Origin of the sequence: Flavobacterium pasteuri, from assembly GCF_048286615.1 — a bacterium.
Classification (GTDB): Bacteria; Bacteroidota; Bacteroidia; order Flavobacteriales; family Flavobacteriaceae; genus Flavobacterium.
This window is the reverse complement of sequence record NZ_JBLVPN010000008.1, coordinates 18,064-39,225: the sequence shown is the minus strand read 5'-3', so window position 1 is coordinate 39,225 and position 21,162 is coordinate 18,064. Positions and strand designations below refer to the sequence as shown.

Sequence of the window (21,162 nt, the reverse complement as noted above, 5' to 3'; positions counted from 1 at the left end):
ATGGAGGAATCTGAAAAAAAGTGCCAAAAAGAATTGGCAACACTTAAAAAAGAATTTGAAGAGTTTATTTATATTGTTTCACACGATATTAAGTCGCCAATGAGAGCGATATCAAATATAACGACCTGGATTGAAGAAGATCTGGGAAGTGATGTAAATCAAGATGTTTTAACTAACTTAGGTTTGTTAAAAAATAGGGTAATCCGTCTCGAAAACATGATGAATGCATTGCTAGAACTTTCGAGGGTTGAACGAACAGAATTAGAATTTTATGAAGTGAATATTCCTAAAATGGTTTCCAGTTGTATTGCTTTATTTAACAATACAGCAAATGTAGATTTTGATTTTAAGGCTGATTTGCGAAAGGAAAATTGTATTACTTTAGGACTGAAAATGCAAAAAGTAATAATGAGTGTGCTTGATAATGCCGTACGGTTTAATGATGAAAAGAACCAAAGAGTATCTGTTGAAGTCAGTGAAAATGAGAATGATTATGAAATAAAAATCAGCGATAACGGTCCAGGAATACCGGAACAGGCAATTCAAAAAATTTTCTCTATTTTCTATACCGTTAATTCTAAAGATGAAGTGAATACAACTGGAGCCGGTTTAGCCATAAGTTGTAAAATTATGAAATTAGTGGCAGGGAAACTCGCATATGCACCTGGATTAAGTAGCGGTTCGGTTTTTACAATAAATTGGCCCAAAACAATAACATTAAAAAATTAATATGATGAACCAAAAATTGGTAAATATTTTATTAGTCGAAGACGATGAAGTAGACGTGATGAATGTAAAAAGAGCATTCTCTAAAAATAATATTATGAATCCGCTTTTTGTTGCTGGAAATGGAGTGGAAGCCCTTGAAATGCTCGATAATAAGACAATTTCTTTGCCTAAAATCATTATTTTGGATATTAATATGCCAAAAATGAATGGAATCGAGTTTCTGAAAATTATGAGGCAAAACGAGAAGCTTAAAAACATATCGGTTTTTGTAATGACCACTTCAAACGAGGACAGTGACAAGATCAATGCTTATAATTTGAATGTCGCGGGATACATTCTTAAACCGCTTTCTTTCGAAAAATTCTTGACTTCAGTCGCTACGCTCAAAAATTTCTGGCAATTATGTGAAATGTAATTTATTTAAATTTTTTTGGTTATGGGAAACACAAACATCTTGCTGGTAGATAATAGAAAGACCACAATTGAAAACATCAAAAAGTCTTTTTTAGAAATTGATTGTAAGCATGCTTTATTTTTAGCAAAAAACGAAAATGAGGCATGGTTAATGCTTGATGGATCTCATAAAATAAATCCTGTTCCTAAAATCGTACTTATTGATGTGAATAGAACAAAGAAAAAAGGAATAAATTTATTGAATGCAATACGAAATCATCCGGATCTGAAATCGATTTTAATCTTTGTAATTACAGACTCGGATGAAAATATTAATAAAGCAGCAGCTTTGAACCTGAATATTGCCGGTTACATTCCAATGTCATTTGAAAGCGATAAATTGAATTATTCTCTTTCGGTATTGAACGATTATTGGAATATCATCGAATTTTCAAGTCAAAAATAACAGCATATTATGGCCCTTATTTTAAAAATTTTAATAATCGATGATGACAAAATCGACTCTATTACAATCAGCCGTTCCATATCTCAATCTGGAATGATTGCTGAGGTAGACATTGCGTTTTCTGCAAAAGAAGGCATGGAAAAGATTGAATCAATGTATTATGACTTAATTTTTTTAGATTATTTGATGCCGGATACGGATGGAATTTCTTTTTTGAAAAAAGTAAGAACGTCAGGAATTGAAACACCTATAATTTTTGTAACCTCACAAGGAGACGAGAAAATTGCCAGTCAGGCCATACTAAGCGGCGCTTCTGATTATATCCCAAAAAGCCTATTGACTCCTGATGGTGTTTCCCAAAGTATTAGAAATGCAATCAAATTACATGAAAGTATAAAACGCCGAAAAGATACTGAATTAGCGTTGAAGGTAAATGCTAACCGACTTCTGGAAGCGCAAAAATTAGCCAAAATAGGAAGCTGGGAAATTAATTTAAGTACTAATGAGGTCTATTTTTCTGATGAATTTTTTACTATTTTCGAAATAGAAAACGAAGAAATTGCTTCAGTAAATTTTTTTAAATCTTGTTTTACTGATGCTGAAGATTTAGCTCTTTTTGAAAACAATCTGAACCATGTTATTAATACAAATGCAGAAGTACAGTTTCATCATAGCATCACAAGTAAAAAAGGAACAGTAAAATATATCAATGAATTCATTAAATGTGTGAATGATGAAAATGACAAACCGTTTAAAATTTTGGGGACCATTCAAGACATCAGTGAACAAAAACGTACCGAAGTAGAATTAATTAGAGCAAAAGAATTAGCAGAAAAAGCAGTTGTTATAAAAGAGCAGTTTCTTACTAATATGAGCCATGAAATTAGGACTCCCATGAATGGAATTATTGGATTTGCAAGAATTCTTGAAAGTACAAATCTAGATAATGACCAGAAACAAAGCGTGGAAGCAATAAAAAAAGCCAGCCATAATTTGATGTTTATTATCAATGATATTCTCGATTTTTCTAAAATTGAAGCCGATAAAATGACTTTTGAAGCAGTACAATTTTCTCTATCCAAAACAATAAGTTACGTGATTGAATTACTGTCTCCTAATGCAAAAGAGAAAAAAATAAAATTATTATACGATATTGATCCGGATATAAATGACAATTTTATTGGAGATCCTACAAAACTATCTCAAATTTTAGTGAACTTAGTTGGGAATGCTTTAAAATTTACCGAAAAAGGATATGTAGAAATTGTAGTAACTGAAATGCAGGAAACTGAAACCGATTCTTTAATTAAATTTTCAGTAATTGATACTGGAATCGGTATTGCAAAAGAAAAAATAGATTCCATATTTGAAAGTTTCAATCAGGCTTCAAACGAAACTACTAGAAAATATGGAGGAACCGGGCTTGGTCTTACCATAACGCGAAAATTGGTCGAGTTACAGGGCGGAAAAATTACTGTTGACAGTGTATTTGCAGAAGGAAGTGAATTCTCTTTTTCATTGCGTTATAAAAAGGCACAAAAAGGAACAAGCAATCTCACTAAATTAAAAAATACGGTAATCAACCCTGATTTCTTAAAAGACATAAAAATACTTTTAGTAGAAGATAATGAATTGAATCAGCTTCTTGCGATGAAAGTTTTTGGAAAATGGGACAAACAAATTGATATTGCCGATAACGGAAAAATCGCGATTGAAAAGATCACAAATACCGATTATGATATTATTTTGATGGACATCCAAATGCCGGAGATGGATGGGAGTGAACTCACACATCATATTCGGACCCAAATGGGTTATAAATCTTCAGTTCCTATTATCGCTTTGACGGCGCATGCATCATTGGGAGAAGAGAAAAGATGTTTACAAAATGGAATGAATGATTATTTATCTAAACCCTATGATTTTAATGTATTATTGGAGAAATTATATCATAATGTAAATAAAGGAATTCATGCTCCACCTTCAAAAACATTAAATGAAGTATTGATAGGAGATAAATTAGTTAATTTTAAATATTTAAAGGATTTCGCTGAAGGAGATCAGAGTTTTATTAAAAACATGGTTGCTATTTTTTTAGAAAACACACCAGAATCAATAGAAATTATTTTGAAATCAAACAAAGATGATGATATGAAAACGTTGAAAGAAGAAATTCATAAGCTAAAATCTTCCATCAGTTTATTAGGTATTAACAAGGCTTCAGAAAGTATAGAAATTATCGAAAATGAAATTGAGACAAATCCCTTAAGTCAGAAAAGAAGAGATGAAGTTATTTATTTAAATAAAATTTGTCAGTTGGTTATTACTGAGCTTGAGTTTGTGAAAGAATATTAAATTATCCCATGATTCTTATTTTTTTTAAAGCTATAAATTTATAAAACTATTTCTATAAACAAGATATTAATTGTGGATGATGACGAGAACATGTTGAAAACCATGGAATTCAGATTGGTTACAGAAGGATATCACGTGATTATATGTCTAAACGGTCAAGTTGCCTAAGATATAATAGTTTTAGAAAATTCAGATTTAATAATTTATGATATCATGATGTCTTATATATCGAGATTGGGTAACGTAAGAAAAGTGAAAATCGAACTGCAACTTAATAACTAATTAAACTCGTTGGTTGTAATTAATAAAAATTTCAGTTCGTCTTAAATAAAAAAATTGCACCACAAAGAAACATAGAAAAAAGAGTCGGATAGCCCAATTGTTTTGCCTGTTCGCTATCGCTCGGGTCTTGGGTTCACATAGCTATGAGTTTCTTTAAAAAAGTGAAACACCTTCCAGAATTTAAATATCTATGTTTCTATTTGGTTAAAAAATTAAACAAATTGAATTACACCCTACGGGTTAATTAATATAATTTCGGGTGTTGGATTTGAGAAAACAGTAGAGGAAGCTTTTGAACTTGGCGCAGATGATTTCATCACAAAACCTTCCACTCCAAATGAATTGTCAGTTAGAGTGAAGACGCCTTTTAATTAAAAAGTAGTACTCTAAAAAGCTTTATTTGTTAAATGATTGAATTAGAGTTTCATATATTGATCGTTTAAAAAAAACTTACTTTTTACAAGTAAATCAATTTTTTCAGCACACACGAGTCTGGGCTATTTTTAAAATTGTAAGAAGTTTAAGCTTACGCGGAATAAAATTCTAAAGAGATTCTTTCAAAATCATCAACTAGCGTATTTAGGTTAATCATACACTATTATAATCTGTAAACATCTATCGATTACCCACTAGTTTCATTCTACTTAGATTTTCTTTAAAAGCCGAATATCACAACAGTAACTTTTTGTTCCATTTTTTGTGATTGATACTTCATCGTAACTTACTCAGCCACTATTTTTTTGAAAACTCATTCTATAATTTGTATTTACACAAGAACCTCTATTTCCTATAGCAGCTTGATATGTTTTTTTTGGTTTTGAATAATCGTTTTGCTCAATTAATGCTAATTAGAGTAAATATATTATTGGCAATATAAAAACAAACAACTAATCAGTTATTTGCAGTTTAGTGCAATTGTTAATTGTGGTTTTAAACTTTTCAATTTGTCTTCTGTGACGTAAAATAGGAACTATTGCATGTTCCATTAATTGTTTTAAATCATAAAATTGCCTCCATGAAATCCTAATTTTCTTTGAAGGCTCACATTCTTCAAGCGCATCAGCTTCAATAGCTGCAAATGTTTCTTATTTATTTTTAATTGCGAGATGGTTATTATAAATGCTAAAGCTTTTAGCTTGCACGTTTTGGATGAAGGATGGCAGTGAAAATCCTTTTATGAAGCGTAGCGCAATTAAATATTTTAATTTTTAGCGGAGTTAAGTGAACTTCGTTTGTAGAGCCCGACCTTGTTGTAGGACTAAACAAAGTAATTTATACAAAAGCACAGCAACAAGAATACATCCAAAAAAAACACAAAAAAAACCGACTTGTTTCCACAAATCGGTTTGTATTTAAAGGGGGTTCCGTTTATACAAATAAGCCTTCGACGCTTAAATAATGTTCACCTGTGTCATAACAAAAAGTCAGCACTTTTGCGTTTTCAGGGATTTCGTGCAGTTTTTTGGCTACGGCTGCGAGTGATGCTCCAGAGGATATACCTATAAACATTCCTTCTTCTTTTGCAGCTCTTTGGGCGTATGCAAATGCCTCGTCTTTGCTTACTTGGATGGTTCCGTCCAATAGCTCCGTGTGTAAATTGGTAGGGATGAATCCTGCTCCAATTCCTTGAATAGGGTGGGGAGCCGGTGTGCCGCCACTGATAACAGGTGAAGCTTCGGGTTCTACTGCGTACACTTTCAGGTTGGGGAAATGTTGTTTCAGTATTTCGGCACAACCCGTGATGTGACCACCTGTTCCTACGCCGGTAATCAAATAATCCAGTCCTTCAGGGAATGCATTTATGATTTCTTGAGCGGTGGTTGTTTTATGAATTTCGATATTGGCAGGATTTTCAAACTGAAGCGGTGACCAGGCATTTGGCATTTCGGTAACTAATTCTTGTGCTTTTTCCAACGCGCCTTTCATTCCTTTTTCACGGGGCGTCAAGACAAACTCAGCACCATAAAGGCTCATGAGTCGGCGTCTTTCTATAGACATCGATTCTGGCATCACCAGTATTAATTTATACCCTTTTACGGCAGCAACCATTGCTAGTCCAATTCCTGTATTTCCGGATGTAGCTTCAATTATTGTGCCTCCAGCTTTCAATAATCCTTTTGCTTCGGCATCTTCAATCATCGCAAGAGCGATTCTGTCCTTGATGCTGGCTCCGGGATTAGCACGTTCCAGTTTAATCCAAACATTATGGTTGGCACCAAACAAACGATTGATTTTTACGTGTGGGGTATTCCCTATTGTTTCGAGTATGTTGTTGTATTTTGTCATAATTTATATGGAGAAAAAATTAATATCTTTAGTTTCCTGCTGATTTAAAACAGTATTTTTATTGGATTGCATGACAAACGAATACGGATTAACACTCTTGGTTATAAACGTATTTCCACCTATAATACTATGGTTTCCTATTATGGTGCTTCCGCCCAAAATGGTGGCATTAGCATAAATAATAACATGGTCCTCTACGGTAGGATGGCGTTTTTTTTCCTGCATATTTTTCTCGACTTGCAACGCTCCCAAAGTAACTCCTTGATAAATACTAACATGTTTTCCTATGGTTGTGGTCTCGCCAATGACAATTCCGGTGCCATGATCTATCATAAATGGAACGTCGATGGTGGCACTTGGGTGAATGTCAATTCCGGTTTTGCTATGCGCATATTCAGTAAGAATTCGCGGTAGCAAGCAAGAGGTACGGGAAGCAATGGCATTAGCAACACGATAGACTTCAATGGCAAAAAATCCGGGATAGGAATTGATGATTTCCTGAATACAATCAGCAGCGGGATCCGTATCTAATATGGCTTGCGCATCTTTTTGCATCGAATGGTACAAGTCCGGAAGCGTGATGTAAAAAGATTCGGCATCATCCAGAATTTCATTGGCCGTTTTGTCTTTTACAATTTCCGAAAGGATAGCAATAAAGTTGGCTTTGTTTTGGTCCAAAAGCAATTCGATTTGTATGGTTTCCAAAACTTTCTCGGGAAATAATATTTTGAATAAATCATCAATCCAATTGATAATTTTGGTAGAATCGATGGCTCTTACCCAACTTTTATTTTGGTTTTCATGCAGTGTATTCGAAAAACGGATGGTTTCAGTATTCATTTATGATGGAATAAAATCAGAATTAAACGAGAAAAAAAGCTCAGAATACAAATATAGAGTAGAATTGAATAGGTTCATAACCTTGCTTTGTAAATAAATGTTAATATGTTAAATTCCCACAAAATGGATGCTTTGTGTTGGAAATGTTTCCATAAAAAAAATCCGATTTGCTTTCACAAATCGGATTAATATTTAAAATGAAATCTTTATTCTAAATTCTGAAATCTATAAATGTATTACCTCACCATAGGCATCAGCAACCGCTTCCATAACCGCTTCGCTCATCGTTGGGTGTGGGTGAATTGATTTTAGGATTTCATGTCCTGTAGTTTCCAGTTTACGTGCCACAACTGCCTCAGCAATCATATCCGTAACTCCGGCACCAATCATGTGACATCCTAACCATTCGCCATATTTAGCATCAAAAATTACTTTTACAAAACCATCCGGTGTTCCGGCAGCTTTTGCTTTTCCTGACGCTGAGAATGGGAATTTACCAATTTTCAATTCGTATCCTTTTTCTTTAGCTTGTTTTTCAGTCAAACCTACAGAGGCAATTTCTGGAGTAGCATAGGTACAACCCGGTACGTTTCCGTAATCGATAGGTTCTACGTGAAGTCCTGCAATTTTCTCCACACAGTTAATTCCTTCCGCAGAAGCAACGTGCGCTAATGCTTGTCCTGGCGTAACATCACCAATAGCGTAGTAACCTGGTATATTCGTTTGGTTATAAGCATTTACTAAAATTTTATCTTTGTCAGTAGCGATTCCTACTTCTTCTAATCCGATGTTTTCAATGTTAGTTTTGATTCCAACAGCTGAAAGTAAAATTTCCGCTTCTAACACTTCTTCTCCTTTTGCCGTTTTCACAAATGCTTTGACACCTGCTCCAGTAGTATCAATTCTCTCAACAGAGGAGTTAGTCATGATTTTGATACCTGCTTTTTTCAAAGAACGCTCCATTTGTTTCGAAATGTCCTCGTCTTCAACAGGAACTACATTTGGCATAAATTCTACGATAGTTACCTCAGTTCCCATAGAGTTATAGAAATGTGCAAATTCAACTCCAATCGCTCCAGAACCCACGATGATCATCGATTTTGGTTGTGTCGGTAATGTCATTGCTTGTCTATAACCAATCACTTTTACACCATCTTGAGGCAAGTTTGGCAACTCACGAGAACGTGCTCCAGTAGCTACAATAATATGATCCGCACTGTATTCAGTAACTTTATTGTCTTTATCTGTAACAGCAATTTTTTTTCCTGGTTTTAGTTTTCCAAAACCGTCAATCACGTCAATTTTATTTTTTTTCATCAAGAATTGAACCCCTTTGCTCATTCCGTCAGCTACTGAACGACTGCGTTGTACAACAGCAGGAAAGTCCTTGTCAAATGATGAAACAGTCAATCCGTAATCAGAAGCGTGTTTTAGATAATCAAAAACCTGAGCCGATTTTAGTAATGCTTTTGTTGGGATACAACCCCAGTTTAAGCATACACCACCTAAGTTTTCTTTTTCTATTACGGCTACTTTAAAGCCTAATTGTGATGCTCTAATAGCTGTAACATAACCACCTGGACCACTTCCTAAAACTATAATATCGTATTTCATTTTGTGCTTGTTTATTTGTTATTTGTACAAAATGCACTCGGCTAAGCCTCGTGTCATTTCAAAGTTTTTTATTTCTTTTTATTGCTGAAATGCTTTCCTAAAAACTCATTTCATTTTGTGTGTTTCTTTTGTTTAAAAGATTGGGCGAATTTAAGGATTTATTCTGTTTTGAGAAAGTTTCAAAGTAATAAAGTGGCAAACTAACAAATTTTCAGAAAAACACCTTTGTTTTAAACAAATTGCAAAAGTGTAAAAAACAAATTTGTGTGTTTTTATTCTTAGTCTTTTACACCAAAAAACTAATTCGCTACTGAAAACTGGGAGTCATACAGATTTTTGTAATAGCCACTTTCGCGGTTGATTAATTCTAAATGAGTTCCTTGTTCTACAATCAGTCCTTTGTCCATTACTACAATTTTATCAGCATTGACAATCGTTGCCAAGCGGTGTGCAATCACAATGGATGTTCTGCCTTTGGTAATCGTTTCCGTAGCACGCTGAATCAATTCTTCAGAATAGGTATCTATCGATGATGTGGCTTCGTCCAGAATTAAAATACTTGGATTACTGACATACGCTCTCAAGAAAGCAATCAATTGGCGCTGACCCGAAGAAAGCATTACTCCGCGTTCCTTCACATCAAAATCGTAATTATCCGGCAAACTCATGATGAATTCATGGACGCCAATTTTTTTGGCTGCAGCCAAAACCTGTTCCCGATTAATTTCAGGATTATTTAAGGTGATATTGTTGAATATAGTATCGGCAAAAAGGAAAACATCTTGTAAAACAACCGCAATTTGTTTGCGCAAAGAATCCAAAGTGTAATTCTCAATATTGTGATTGTCAATATAAATAGAACCGCTGTTGATTTCGTAAAAACGATTCAGCAAATTGATAATCGTAGATTTTCCGGCACCTGTAGAGCCAACAATTGCAATAGTTTGGCCTGCATTAACCTCTAAATTAATTCCTTTTATCACTTCTTCATCCGGAATGTACCCAAAACGAACATTCTTGAATTCAATATCTCCCTTAAAGATGGGCGCTTTGATAATTCCGGTATCCTGAATTTGATCTTCGGTATCCAAAATGTCAAAAACACGGTTCGCCGCTATCATTCCCAGTTGCATCTCGTTGAATTTATCCGCAATTTGACGCAACGGATTGAATAACATCCCGATGAACATGGTGTACGAAAATAAATCTCCAAAAGTGGTGAAATTATCTCCGTTTAATATCTTGATTCCGCCATACAAGACAATAAAACCAAGTGTTAAAGACGAAATAATATCCGCAATAGGGAAGAAGATGGAGTTGTAAAGAATGGTTTTTATCCATGCTTTTTTATGCTTGTCGTTGATGCTTTTGAATTTTCCGTATTCAATTTTTTCACGGTTAAAGAGTTGGACAATTTTCATACCCGTGACGCGTTCCTGCACAAAGGAGTTCATATTGGCAATTTGGGTCCGCACTTCTTCGAAAGCGACTTGCATTTTCTTTTGGAAAATTCGGGTAAAGAAAACCAGAATTGGCATCGCCACAATCACAATCCAAGTTAAGGTCCAGTTCATGTAAAACATAAAAGCTAATACGACAACCATTTTCATCAAGTCACTGATAATCATAAACAATCCTTGACTAAAAATTCGGGCAATCGATTCAATATCTGAAACCGAACGTGTCACGAGTTGGCCCACAGGAACGTGATCAAAATATTTCATTCGGAAACTTAAAATATGGCGAAATAATTTTGTTCGAATGTCTTTCACAATATCCTGACCGAGCCAGTTTGCCCAATACACAAAGTAAAACTGCGAGAATACTTCCAGTAATAGTACGATTCCCATCAAGACTACATACAGCAATAAACCTTGCTTGTCTTGGGTTGCTATGTAACCATCTACGGTTTGTTTCAATAAATACGGACGTAATGCCGCAAAAATTGACAGCGAAACGGCAAAAATAATCACACCGTTAAAACGCCATTGATAGGGTTTTGTGAATTTTAATATTCGTTTGAATAATCTTGTATCAAATGCTTTTGCTTTCATATTTTGTGAATTACGAATTACGAACCAGTAATTACGAATTGAATCTTAGATGCATAATTCGTAATTTTTAATTCATAATTATTTAAATATAATCGTATTCTATTTTGGTTAGATATAAACCATGCGCCGGAACCGAAAAACCAGCTTTATCTCGGTTTTTACTTTCTATGATGGCAGTAAAATCAGTCGGTGCAATCTTGTGTAATCCTATGTTTACCAATGTTCCCACAATGGCACGCACCATATTACGTAAAAAACGATTGGCCGAAATGGTAAAAATCAGATTACCGTTTTCTCGAGTCCAATAGGCTTCAAAAATTGTACAGTCAAATGTGTTTACATCAGTATTTACTTTTGAGAAACACTGAAAATCAGTGTGGTTGAATAGTATTTGTGCTGCTTCATTCATCAAATCGATATCTAGATTTTGATGGAAATACCAACTATGTTCTTGCGAGAAAACATCTTTGAACGTATTGATATGATATTCATAGGTTCTTTTTGTGGCATCAAAACGGGTGTGCGCTTCATCATGAACCGGAATAATAGTATAAATCACAATATCTTTTGGAAGATAAGAGTTGAGTTTATGCACTAAACTTGGAATATCAAATGGTGTTTCAAAATCAAAATGAGCATACATTTCTTTGGCGTGAACGCCAGTATCCGTTCTTCCGGCTCCCATAACATTGATGGTCGTATTCAATAGCACCGAAAACGCTTTGTTCATCGTTTCCTGAACGGAAGTAGCATTGGGTTGGTATTGCCAGCCGTGATAATGGGTTCCGTTGTATGCTAATTTGATAAAATACCTCAAGTGAATTTTTTTGAAGCCACAAAGATACTTATTAATTTTTTTGCCACGAAGTTGCATAGGCGCAAACTTTGTTAAGTTTCGATTTCATTTTTTATTTGGAATTCGAATGTTTATTTTTACCGCAAAATCCTAGCCCTGATAAAAGTGAAAATCCTTTATTGTTTTGTTGCCAAAAATAATAAAGATTGTAACGGATAGCTGGACACGAGCGAAGCGAACTGACGAAGTAAATTGCTCCAGATTACTTTGTGCCTCGTAATGACATTATAAATATGAAAAAAATACTTCTGCTTTCTGATACGCACAGTCATATTGACGATACGATTTTGAAATATGTCGCTCAGGCTGACGAGGTTTGGCATGCTGGCGACATAGGTGATTTGGCTGTAACGGATGCGATTAAAAAGCTAAAACCGTTGCATTGTGTCTATGGTAATATTGACGATGCCAAGGTGCGAATGGAATTTCCATTGCACAATCGTTTTATGTGTGAAGGGGTCGATGTTTGGATTACACATATTGGCGGATATCCGGGGAAATACAATCCTAATATTAAAGCAGAAATGGAATCATCTCCTCCAAAATTATTTATTTGTGGGCATTCGCACATCCTGAAAGTCATATTTGATAAAAAACATAATTTATTGCACATGAATCCTGGGGCGGCTGGAAAAAGTGGTTTTCATCAGGTACGCACGATGTTACGTTTTGTGATTGAGGGTGATAAAATAAAGGATATGGAAATTATTGAGATGGAAAAACGGGTATAGTTGCCTTTTTTTGATAAGTAATAGGAACTTCAATAGCCACAGTTGTTCCTAAATCAATCTTTGAATGTATTGTGATAGTTCCTTTTAAATTGTTTATTCGGGCTTTAATTTGGTTGATTCCAAAACCTTCCAGTATGTAAAATTTATCGGAGTCAAATCCCTTACCGTTATCTTCGATTTTGATTTGGAGTGATTTATTGTTTTCTTGAATAGTCAAATTTGCCTGACTAGCCCGACTGTGTTTTATAATATTGTTTAGTAGTTCCATTGTGATAAAATACATTTTCATTTCAAAATCTTCATTGTAACGTGTTTTTGTAGGTACAACGATGCAGTAATTAAAGTGAATTACTGAGTTTGAATTTTTTTCGCATAAATCTTCTAATGCGTAAAACAAACCAAAACGTGCTAAAAGTGTCGGCATCAATTCATGAGATAAATCTCTTATTTGATCATGTGCTTCCTCTAATATGGCTTTAGTTTTTACAATTTCTTCAGTAATAATGTGGTTTTGAGAGGTAAACGCATTCAGGTGTAAACCTGCTGAGGATAGTAAAGCACTAATGTTATCATGTAAAAATGAAGCGATTTTTTTTCGTTCTAATTCTTGCCCGTTGATAGAGGCGTTTATTGTATTTTGTTGTAGTTGACTTTGTATGTCTTTGATTTTATTTTTTTGTTTAAGCTTGGAGTTTTCTGAGAAAATGTAAAAAAGGAAAAAGAAAAATAATAAAATAATAATTATTACAATCACAATTTTTTTGTTTCTGGATTGTTCTTGTATTAGTAAATATTCTTTGGTTTTGTAATCGTTTCCTATTTTATCGATTTCTCTTTTATACTCGTCAATTTCAAGATTTATTCCGGCAACATTTGCTTTGTTAAGCTTTTCTTCATTGTTTAATTGAATCGTTAGGTCATTATAAATTGCCAGATTTTTATACGCATTCTCATAATCTTTATTTTTTAATAAAAATTTAGAAAACTCATAATGTGAATACGATAAATCTGATTTTTCATTTCCTTCAGTTCCTAATTTAATGGCATTTTGAAAAAAAAATGATGCCTTTTGAGTGTCATTTTTATAGCTATGATACATCCCGTTTAGCATGTTTAGGGCAACAATGGTCGATTCATCTCCATGTTTTTTATGGTGTTTATTGATGTATTTTAAATAGGGAAGTCCCTCTTCATAGCGGCCAATGTCAAAATGGGCCCAAGTAATATTGATTTTAGTGAAAACTATTTGAGCTGAATCATGAATTTTTGTGCTGTATTGCAGTGACTTTTTGTAGTAGTAAATTCCTTTTTCATATTGTTTTTTGTCAAAGCAATAAATGTTTCCCAAATTATTATTAATCCAATTTTTTAAAACATCATTATTCGTTTTATTGGCATAGGTTAATCCTTTATTGTAATAAAAAAAAGCCTTGTCGTATTCAGATAATTGATCAAAATTTGCAGCAATTGTGTTGTAAGTTGTGGCAATTAGATTGTCATCTTTCAAAGCAATAGCGTCTGTTAGTGCAAGTCTTGATTTTATTAATGACTTTTCAAAATTACCTATTTTCATAAGCTCATTAGCTTCTTTTGCAAGTTGTGTAACTTCTTTCTTATTGGGTGATTTTTTAAATGCAAAAACAGTAATTCCAGAGAAATTAAATAGTAAAGTCAATACTATAGCAATTTTTTTGTACGTCATAGATACTTTAATTTTTCTGTTCTTGTTAAAAGCAAATCGTATTTTAAATAGATAACTCAAGATTTGATTAATTTGTTTTTGATAGCGTATTTAACCAGACTTATAGAGTTTTTGGCGCCTAGTTTTTTCATTATATTTTTGCGGTGAGTTTCAACGGTATTCATACTGATAAACAGTTGGTCACTAATTTCTTTACCACTGTATTCTAGGGATATTAATGTTATTATTTCTAATTCGCGATCAGTTAAAATAGAATTTAAGGTAGACTCATTTTTGATTAATTTGACATTGTCTTTTGTAACGGTACTAAAGATTTTTTCCCGCACTGATTTACAAAAATATTCTTCGCCTCTGGATACCGCCTGAATCGCTTCAACGATATTTTCACCTGCACATTTTTTTGTTAAATAACCACTGCTGCCTAATTTCATTACTTCCTTTATTATTCTTAAATCATCGTAACTAGATAAAACAATAATTTTACAAGGAAATCCTTTTTCGGCAAATTCCTTAATGACTTCGATTCCATCTTTTTTAGGCATGTTAATATCTAAAATAAGTATATCGGCTTTATTTTCGGTGACTTCATAGAAAATTGTGTCTCCGTTGAGAGAGAATCCAACTACTTCAACATCAGCAATGGTATGTAGCAAGGTACGTATACCATCAATAAGTATTTGATGGTCATCAGCAAGGTGGATTCTAATTTTTTGTAACATATCGTAATTACTATTTTCAAATTTATAAAAAAAACAGGAGAATATCATTTTATAAGATTTTTATTCTCTTTTAATCCAAATTAAAATATTAGACACAAAAAAACCCGAATTGTTACATTCGGGTTCTCTTCGCACTAATAAACTAAAGTTTATAGGTTTACCTCAATCTGTCCACAGATTTTACAAGATCTTCATCCTTTTTGATAGCTTTATTAGCCAAGACTAATAACACGATAGCAACTACAGGTAGAAACATCCCAATACCTTTCTCCGAAACAGCAGGTGTTTCTCCAGATAGATTTAGTGAACGATATACAAACAATCCTAATAAAATCAAATTTAATATGATATTCAATCTGCCGATAACAAATTGATTTTGTCTTTTTTTATAGGAAACAATACTTAACAAAGTCAACGTAGTACTCAATCCCAGTATTATGGTATACACTTGGCTTTGCATGAAATAAAAGTCTTTACCACCTTTCATTGTCCATAACGGAATAAAAAAGAGTAAGATGCCTGTAACAATAAAAGCAAGTAGTAAATATATGGTTTGAATTCTTTGTATCATTTGGTAAATATCTTTTACAAAAATATATTTTCTTTTTAATAAATACTATTGTCTGATTAAATTTTATTCGTATTATTGCATCATAATACCGTAAGCACTTCATACTGCGGTTGATTCAAAATAAAGTTCACTACCTATCTTTACATTTTTTCCAAAAATTAATTAAACTCATAGAACATTCATGTTTGATATTTCTGCATTAAAAGAAATGAAGCTTTCTGAGCTTCAAGAAATAGCTAAATCAGCTAAAACCATAAAATTTAACGGCGTAAAAAAGGAGACATTAATCAGTCAAATTTTAGAGCATCAAGTGGCAAGCATTGATTCTGCATCAGATACAAAAAGGGATAATAGCCTTGATGATGATAAACCTAAAAGAGTTAGAATAGTTCCTGTAAAAAAATCAGCAATTAAAAAGCCGGTGCCAAATTCTCTTTTTGAGAAAGATGAAGTTGTAACAGAAATAAATGCTCCAGTTGAAAATAATCTTCCAATTGAAGCTGTTTCAATAGAAGAAGAATCAGCTCCAAAGCCTGAATCCGATGGGAATGAAAAAAAAGTAGGTAAAATTATTAAATTTAATAAATCAGCTTACGAGAAAAAGATTGCTTTAAAAAAGGATAAAGAAGAAATAAAAGAAGCAAATACGGATAATATCATTGTTGCTGACTCTGCAATTGAAGATAAAACAGAAGCTGCTGTTGCTCCAGTAAAAAAGATAAATCCAAATCAATTACACAAGCAGAATCCAAATCAGAATCCAAATCAGAATCCAAACCAAAACCCAAATCAAAATGGGAATGGTAACGGGAATCAAAATCCGAATTTTAAAAATAAGAAAAGTAATTTTGCTGCTTCGGATTTCGAATTTGACGGAATTATAGAAAGTGAAGGCGTTCTTGAAATGATGCCAGATGGTTATGGTTTCTTGCGTTCTTCGGATTACAACTATTTGGCTTCTCCTGATGATATTTATTTATCGACTTCACAAATTAGATTGTTCGGTCTTAAAACCGGAGATACCGTAAAAGGTGTGGTTCGCCCACCAAAAGAAGGAGAGAAATTTTTTCCATTAGTTAGAGTTTTAAAAATAAACGGACACGATCCTCAAGTGGTTCGTGATAGAGTTTCATTTGAACACTTGACACCAGTTTTTCCATCAGAAAAATTTAAATTGGCAGAAAAACAAAGCACGATTTCAACTAGAATTATTGATTTATTTTCACCAATAGGAAAAGGACAACGTGGAATGATTGTCGCGCAACCTAAAACCGGTAAAACAATGTTGCTTAAGGAAATTGCCAATGCAATAGCGGCAAATCATCCTGAAGTATATTTGATTGTTTTATTGATTGATGAGCGTCCGGAAGAGGTTACAGATATGCAACGCAGTGTGCGTGGCGAAGTGATTGCTTCTACATTTGACAGAGAACCGCAAGAGCATGTAAAAATTGCAAATATCGTTCTTGAAAAAGCAAAACGATTGGTTGAGTGTGGTCATGATGTAGTGATTCTATTGGATTCCATTACGCGTTTGGCTAGAGCGTATAATACAGTACAGCCGGCGTCGGGTAAGGTACTAAGTGGTGGTGTGGATGCGAATGCATTGCAAAAACCGAAACGTTTCTTTGGAGCTGCCCGTAATGTAGAAAATGGAGGCTCACTAAGTATTATTGCTACTGCATTGACTGAAACTGGCTCGAAAATGGACGAAGTTATCTTCGAGGAATTTAAAGGTACTGGTAATATGGAGTTGCAATTAGACAGAAAAATTGCAAACAAACGTATTTTTCCGGCTATCGATTTAACGTCTTCAAGTACAAGACGTGACGATATGTTATTAGATCAAAAAACATTGCAAAGAATGTGGATTATGAGAAAATACCTTTCGGATATGAACCCTGTGGAAGCAATGGATTTTATCAATGATCGTTTCAAGAAAACGAAGAATAATGAAGAGTTTTTAATTTCAATGAATGATTAATTGCAAGTTTGATTTTTTTAGTTTAATATTTCAAAAAGATTGAATTGAAAAAATAATGAAATAAAAAAAGTCCTCGAATTTCGAGGACTTTTTTGTGAATTATACAGACTAAAATCTATTCTATTTCTTTTTGTACTCTTTTTTCTTTCTGTTCGGAGTTTTCTTTACGTTCTAACAAAGCCATGTAAAATCCGTCAAAACCTGACTCTGAGGCCAATATTTTTTGGTCTTTTATAAAATTGAATTGTTTACCAATGTCAGTATTTAAAAAACGAGCAATTTGTTCTTGATTTTCTGATGGTAATATTGAACAAGTAGCGTAAACTAATTTTCCACCCGGTTTTACGATTTTAGAATAACTTTCTAAAACTTCTGATTGTACTTTACGAATATTATCAATAAATTCCGGTTTCAATTTCCATTTAGCGTCTGGATTTCTTTTCAGGACTCCTAAACCGCTACATGGCGCGTCAATTAGAACACGGTCTGCTTTCTCGTGTAATTTTTTGATAATTTTTGTTGAGTCAATAATGCGGTATTCAATATTGAAAGCGCCATCTCTTTTGGCTCTGATTTTTAATTGCTTCAGTTTACTCTCATATAAATCCATTGCAATTAATTGTCCTTTGTTTTCCATTAATGAAGCTATGTGAAGTGTTTTTCCACCTGCACCAGCACATGTATCAACAACACGCATTCCTGGTTTTACATCAAGGAAAGCAGCAACTAATTGGGAGTTGGCATCTTGAACTTCAAAGAAACCTTGTTTGAAAGCGTCAGTTAAGAAAACATTAGCTCTTTCTTTCAGTACCAAAGCATCCGGTTGATTTTTCAGCGTTTCTGTTTCAATGTTTAAATCCATCAAAATAGCACGTAGTGCTTCTCTAGTTGTCTTAAGTGTATTTACTCTTAGAATAACTTTCGCAGGCTGGTTTTGAGCTGCTATTTCAGTTGCCCAAACTTTTTCTCCTAATTCTTTTACGCCTAATTCATCCATCCAGTCTGGAATAGATTCTTTTAAAGCTCTCACTTTTGAAAGTTCGTCAAAACGTCCTTTAATTTTTCGTTCCGGAGTTCCTTCTAGTTGACGCCAATCCGGAATAGGATATCCTCTTAATATTGCCCAAACAGAAAACATTCTCCAAAGATTGTCTCTGTCAAAAGGTTCTTTTACTTCTGCAATTTCTGCGTATAATCTTTTCCAACGTACAATTTCGTAGATGGTTTCGGCAACAAACTTTCTGTCAGAGCTTCCCCAACGTTTGTCTTTTTTTAAGGATCTTGCTACCACTTTATCAGCATATTCGCCTTCATTAAAAATGGCATTTAATGCATCTATTGTTGTGTAAACTAAATTTCTGTGTAATCTCATTTTAAATAATTGAGGTGCAAAGGTACTATTAATTGATTGAATGTTATATTTTTAATAATGAATGTTGTTTTTTAATTTTAAAAAAAAAAAAACACTGTTTTCAAAACAGTGTTTTTTTTATATTTTTAAATGAAAAGATATTTATTTTACTCTTGTCAAACCTATCTTTTCAGGTGCATGAAGCACCATTGGGAATTTCTCTATTTTTACAGAGCTACTGTCTAAACCAAACGCTCTTTCTTCTGACAAGCTTAGTTTTTTAATTAAGAAATAAGAGTTCATAATTATTTTTTCATGCCACCTTAAGTCACTATCATTAGAAAGGAATTTTTCAGACAATACAAATTTGAAATCACCTATGATGTTATTTTTATTTAAAGATTCGTATCTGCTGGTAATATCCATTTCTCCTTTTTGCACCATGTCCTTGATGACTTCCTTAAACATCAAGTTAATTTTTGTAGGCTCTCTAAATCCTAAATTAAAATCTACACGATACAAGTCATCTTTAACAATTTCGGTTACTTTATATTCAGTTTTATAAGGTTCAGTCAATATGTTTACATGGACAAACCAATAAATATCAGCTCTTTTAGGTCTTTTTTGTAAAATAGAATACATCACTTTTTCTTCTATCTCATCTACTCTTCCAGCATTGGTCATATAGACTAAATGTGTGGCATATTTTGGAATCGATAAATCAACACTTAATTCAATAAGTACTTTTTTATAATCTTCAATTTTAACAATTTTAGTATAACTCTTGTTGATTTTTTTTGCCAAATACCAAATAGTCATTACTGATATCAATGCAATAGCTATAAAAAGTGTTACATAGCCACCATCAGCAAATTTAGTGATATTTGCCGCCAAAAAACTAAATTCGATTATTAAATAAATGGTGATTAAAGGAACAATGAAATATAATTTTACTCTTTTCATTATTAAATAAAAATTAAGTAAAATTGTGGTCATTATCATGCATAAGATGATTGCTAAACCATAAGCATGCTCCATATTACTTGACTCTTCAAAGTGCAATACGATTCCAACACAGCCAAAAAACAATAACCAGTTTATAGAGGGAATGTACAATTGACCTTTTAATTCAGTAGGGTATTTTATTTTTACTTTTGGCCAAAAATTTAATCGCATCGCTTCATTTATCAATGTAAAAGATCCACTTATTAATGCTTGTGAAGCAATTACAGCAGCAAGCGTAGCTATTATGATTCCAATAGGTTGAAACCAGTCAGGCATTATTAGATAAAATGGATTTCCATTTTTCCCACCCAAACTGTGCAATGTTTCTCCTTCGTGGTGTGTCAAATAGGCAGCTTGCCCAAAATAATTAAGCACTAAAGCGATTTTTACAAAAATCCAACTGATTCTGATGTTTTTTCGTCCGCAATGTCCCATGTCTGAGTATAAAGCTTCGGCACCGGTAGTACAGAGGAATACAAAGCCTAAAACAAAAAAGCCTTCTGGATGAATAGTCAATAAATGATAAGCATAATACGGATTGATAGCTTTTAAAACCTCTGTGTTTTGAGAAATCTGTGCAATCCCAAGTACTGCAAGCATTGCAAACCAAATCATCATCATTGGGGCAAAAAACTTCCCGACTAATTTGGTTCCAAATTGTTGAATGGTAAAAAGAACAAATAGGATGCCTATAACAATTGGTATTGTATTAATTTCAGGGTAATAGGTTCTGATTCCCTCTACAGCAGAAGAAACTGAGATAGGAGGAGTGATAATTCCATCAGCAAGTAATGCACTTCCGCCAATTATTGCGGGGACTATTAGCCATTGGATTTTTGTTTTTTTGACTAAAGCATATAGAGCAAAAATCCCACCTTCTCCATGATTGTCAGCACTTAGCGTAATGATGACATATTTTATGGTGGTTTGTAAAGTTAGTGTCCAAAAAACACATGAAATCCCACCTAAAACAATATCAGCATTAATAACATGATCTCCAAGTATGGCTTTCATTACGTATAGAGGTGAAGTTCCAATATCGCCGTAAATTATTCCTAATGAAATTAATAATCCACCTAATGTCCATTTGCTATGGAGGTCTTTGTGTGAAGTGCTCATAAAAATTTTTTAAAAAACTGGTCAAATTTACACTTTTAAAATAAATTAACGCTTTTTATACAATAAAAAAAAACACGGCGTTATAAGCCGTGTTTTTAAAGTTTT

Annotated in this window: 16 protein-coding genes; 6 read left to right on the top strand and 10 right to left on the bottom strand. The window is 33.4% G+C overall.

Annotated features, from left to right (window positions below):
* The 4 genes from ACNQF6_RS12555 to ACNQF6_RS12540 are packed head-to-tail and all read left to right on the top strand — an operon-like array spanning position 1 to position 3,943.
* Positions 1 to 729, top strand: a complete 729-nt coding sequence (locus ACNQF6_RS12555; RefSeq protein WP_417966253.1) for a sensor histidine kinase — start codon at positions 1 to 3, stop codon at positions 727 to 729.
* 1 nt (position 730) lies between these two features.
* On the top strand, positions 731 to 1,144 hold the full coding sequence (locus ACNQF6_RS12550; RefSeq protein WP_417966252.1) for a response regulator: 414 nt from the start codon (positions 731 to 733) through the stop codon (positions 1,142 to 1,144).
* Between the two features lie 21 nt (positions 1,145 to 1,165).
* Positions 1,166 to 1,588, top strand: a complete 423-nt coding sequence (locus tag ACNQF6_RS12545) for a response regulator (RefSeq protein WP_417966251.1) — start codon at positions 1,166 to 1,168, stop codon at positions 1,586 to 1,588.
* A gap of 9 nt (positions 1,589 to 1,597) precedes the next feature.
* A complete protein-coding gene (locus ACNQF6_RS12540) occupies positions 1,598 to 3,943 on the top strand; it encodes a response regulator (RefSeq protein ID WP_417966250.1) in 2,346 nt (781 codons plus the stop codon).
* A 1,650-nt stretch (positions 3,944 to 5,593) separates the two neighbouring features.
* Here the strand turns inward: ACNQF6_RS12540 and cysK are convergent.
* From cysK to truA, 5 genes are all read right to left on the bottom strand, one after another.
* Complete coding sequence (gene cysK / locus ACNQF6_RS12535) at positions 5,594 to 6,511, bottom strand: cysteine synthase A (protein ID WP_417966249.1); 918 nt, start codon at positions 6,509 to 6,511, stop codon at positions 5,594 to 5,596.
* A 3-nt stretch (positions 6,512 to 6,514) separates the two neighbouring features.
* Positions 6,515 to 7,351, bottom strand: a complete 837-nt coding sequence (locus tag ACNQF6_RS12530; protein WP_417966248.1) for a serine O-acetyltransferase — start codon at positions 7,349 to 7,351, stop codon at positions 6,515 to 6,517.
* 225 nt (positions 7,352 to 7,576) lie between these two features.
* Positions 7,577 to 8,965, bottom strand: a complete 1,389-nt coding sequence (lpdA, locus tag ACNQF6_RS12525; protein ID WP_417966247.1) for a dihydrolipoyl dehydrogenase — start codon at positions 8,963 to 8,965, stop codon at positions 7,577 to 7,579.
* 299 nt (positions 8,966 to 9,264) lie between these two features.
* A complete protein-coding gene (locus ACNQF6_RS12520) occupies positions 9,265 to 11,019 on the bottom strand; it encodes an ABC transporter ATP-binding protein (protein ID WP_417966246.1) in 1,755 nt (584 codons plus the stop codon).
* Between the two features lie 82 nt (positions 11,020 to 11,101).
* Positions 11,102 to 11,836, bottom strand: a complete 735-nt coding sequence (truA, locus tag ACNQF6_RS12515) for a tRNA pseudouridine(38-40) synthase TruA (protein WP_417966245.1) — start codon at positions 11,834 to 11,836, stop codon at positions 11,102 to 11,104.
* 272 nt (positions 11,837 to 12,108) lie between these two features.
* Between truA and ACNQF6_RS12510 the strand changes: the two genes are divergently transcribed.
* A complete protein-coding gene (locus ACNQF6_RS12510) occupies positions 12,109 to 12,606 on the top strand; it encodes a metallophosphoesterase family protein (protein ID WP_417966244.1) in 498 nt (165 codons plus the stop codon).
* Here ACNQF6_RS12510 and ACNQF6_RS12505 read toward each other — a convergent pair.
* The 3 genes from ACNQF6_RS12505 to ACNQF6_RS12495 form a co-directional block, all read right to left on the bottom strand.
* Positions 12,581 to 14,308, bottom strand: coding sequence for a tetratricopeptide repeat-containing sensor histidine kinase (locus tag ACNQF6_RS12505; RefSeq protein WP_417966243.1), 1,728 nt, complete (start codon positions 14,306 to 14,308; stop codon positions 12,581 to 12,583). The two genes, ACNQF6_RS12510 and ACNQF6_RS12505, sit on opposite strands and share 26 nt — an antisense overlap.
* Positions 14,309 to 14,364: 56 nt before the next feature.
* Positions 14,365 to 15,027, bottom strand: a complete 663-nt coding sequence (locus tag ACNQF6_RS12500) for a response regulator (protein ID WP_417966380.1) — start codon at positions 15,025 to 15,027, stop codon at positions 14,365 to 14,367.
* A 157-nt stretch (positions 15,028 to 15,184) separates the two neighbouring features.
* Positions 15,185 to 15,598, bottom strand: coding sequence for a DUF4293 domain-containing protein (locus tag ACNQF6_RS12495; RefSeq protein ID WP_417966242.1), 414 nt, complete (start codon positions 15,596 to 15,598; stop codon positions 15,185 to 15,187).
* Positions 15,599 to 15,779: 181 nt separating this feature from the next.
* On the opposite strand from ACNQF6_RS12495, the gene rho reads away from it, so the two are divergent.
* Positions 15,780 to 17,582, top strand: coding sequence for a transcription termination factor Rho (gene rho / locus ACNQF6_RS12490; protein WP_417966241.1), 1,803 nt, complete (start codon positions 15,780 to 15,782; stop codon positions 17,580 to 17,582).
* A gap of 115 nt (positions 17,583 to 17,697) precedes the next feature.
* Here the strand turns inward: rho and ACNQF6_RS12485 are convergent, their stop codons facing one another.
* Together ACNQF6_RS12485 and ACNQF6_RS12480 are read right to left on the bottom strand one after the other, a co-directional pair.
* Entirely contained in the window at positions 17,698 to 18,954 is a 1,257-nt protein-coding gene (locus ACNQF6_RS12485; RefSeq protein WP_417966240.1) for an RsmB/NOP family class I SAM-dependent RNA methyltransferase, read from the bottom strand.
* A gap of 141 nt (positions 18,955 to 19,095) precedes the next feature.
* A complete protein-coding gene (locus tag ACNQF6_RS12480) occupies positions 19,096 to 21,057 on the bottom strand; it encodes a KUP/HAK/KT family potassium transporter (protein ID WP_417966239.1) in 1,962 nt (653 codons plus the stop codon).
* Positions 21,058 to 21,162: the final 105 nt, after the last annotated feature.

Excerpts from the sequence above, each read along its gene's own strand:
- ACNQF6_RS12555 (WP_417966253.1), top strand. The coding sequence starts at position 1 with ATGGAGGAATCTGAAAAAAAGTGCCAAAAAGAATTGGCAACACTTAAA.
- ACNQF6_RS12550 (WP_417966252.1), top strand. The coding sequence starts at position 731 with ATGATGAACCAAAAATTGGTAAATATTTTATTAGTCGAAGACGATGAA.
- ACNQF6_RS12545 (WP_417966251.1), top strand. The coding sequence starts at position 1,166 with ATGGGAAACACAAACATCTTGCTGGTAGATAATAGAAAGACCACAATT.
- ACNQF6_RS12540 (WP_417966250.1), top strand. The coding sequence starts at position 1,598 with ATGGCCCTTATTTTAAAAATTTTAATAATCGATGATGACAAAATCGAC.
- cysK (WP_417966249.1), bottom strand. The coding sequence starts at position 6,511 with ATGACAAAATACAACAACATACTCGAAACAATAGGGAATACCCCACAC.
- ACNQF6_RS12530 (WP_417966248.1), bottom strand. The coding sequence starts at position 7,351 with ATGAATACTGAAACCATCCGTTTTTCGAATACACTGCATGAAAACCAA.
- lpdA (WP_417966247.1), bottom strand. The coding sequence starts at position 8,965 with ATGAAATACGATATTATAGTTTTAGGAAGTGGTCCAGGTGGTTATGTT.
- ACNQF6_RS12520 (WP_417966246.1), bottom strand. The coding sequence starts at position 11,019 with ATGAAAGCAAAAGCATTTGATACAAGATTATTCAAACGAATATTAAAA.
- ACNQF6_RS12510 (WP_417966244.1), top strand. The coding sequence starts at position 12,109 with ATGAAAAAAATACTTCTGCTTTCTGATACGCACAGTCATATTGACGAT.
- ACNQF6_RS12505 (WP_417966243.1), bottom strand. The coding sequence starts at position 14,308 with ATGACGTACAAAAAAATTGCTATAGTATTGACTTTACTATTTAATTTC.
- ACNQF6_RS12500 (WP_417966380.1), bottom strand. The coding sequence starts at position 15,027 with ATGTTACAAAAAATTAGAATCCACCTTGCTGATGACCATCAAATACTT.
- ACNQF6_RS12495 (WP_417966242.1), bottom strand. The coding sequence starts at position 15,598 with ATGATACAAAGAATTCAAACCATATATTTACTACTTGCTTTTATTGTT.
- rho (WP_417966241.1), top strand. The coding sequence starts at position 15,780 with ATGTTTGATATTTCTGCATTAAAAGAAATGAAGCTTTCTGAGCTTCAA.
- ACNQF6_RS12485 (WP_417966240.1), bottom strand. The coding sequence starts at position 18,954 with ATGAGATTACACAGAAATTTAGTTTACACAACAATAGATGCATTAAAT.
- ACNQF6_RS12480 (WP_417966239.1), bottom strand. The coding sequence starts at position 21,057 with ATGAGCACTTCACACAAAGACCTCCATAGCAAATGGACATTAGGTGGA.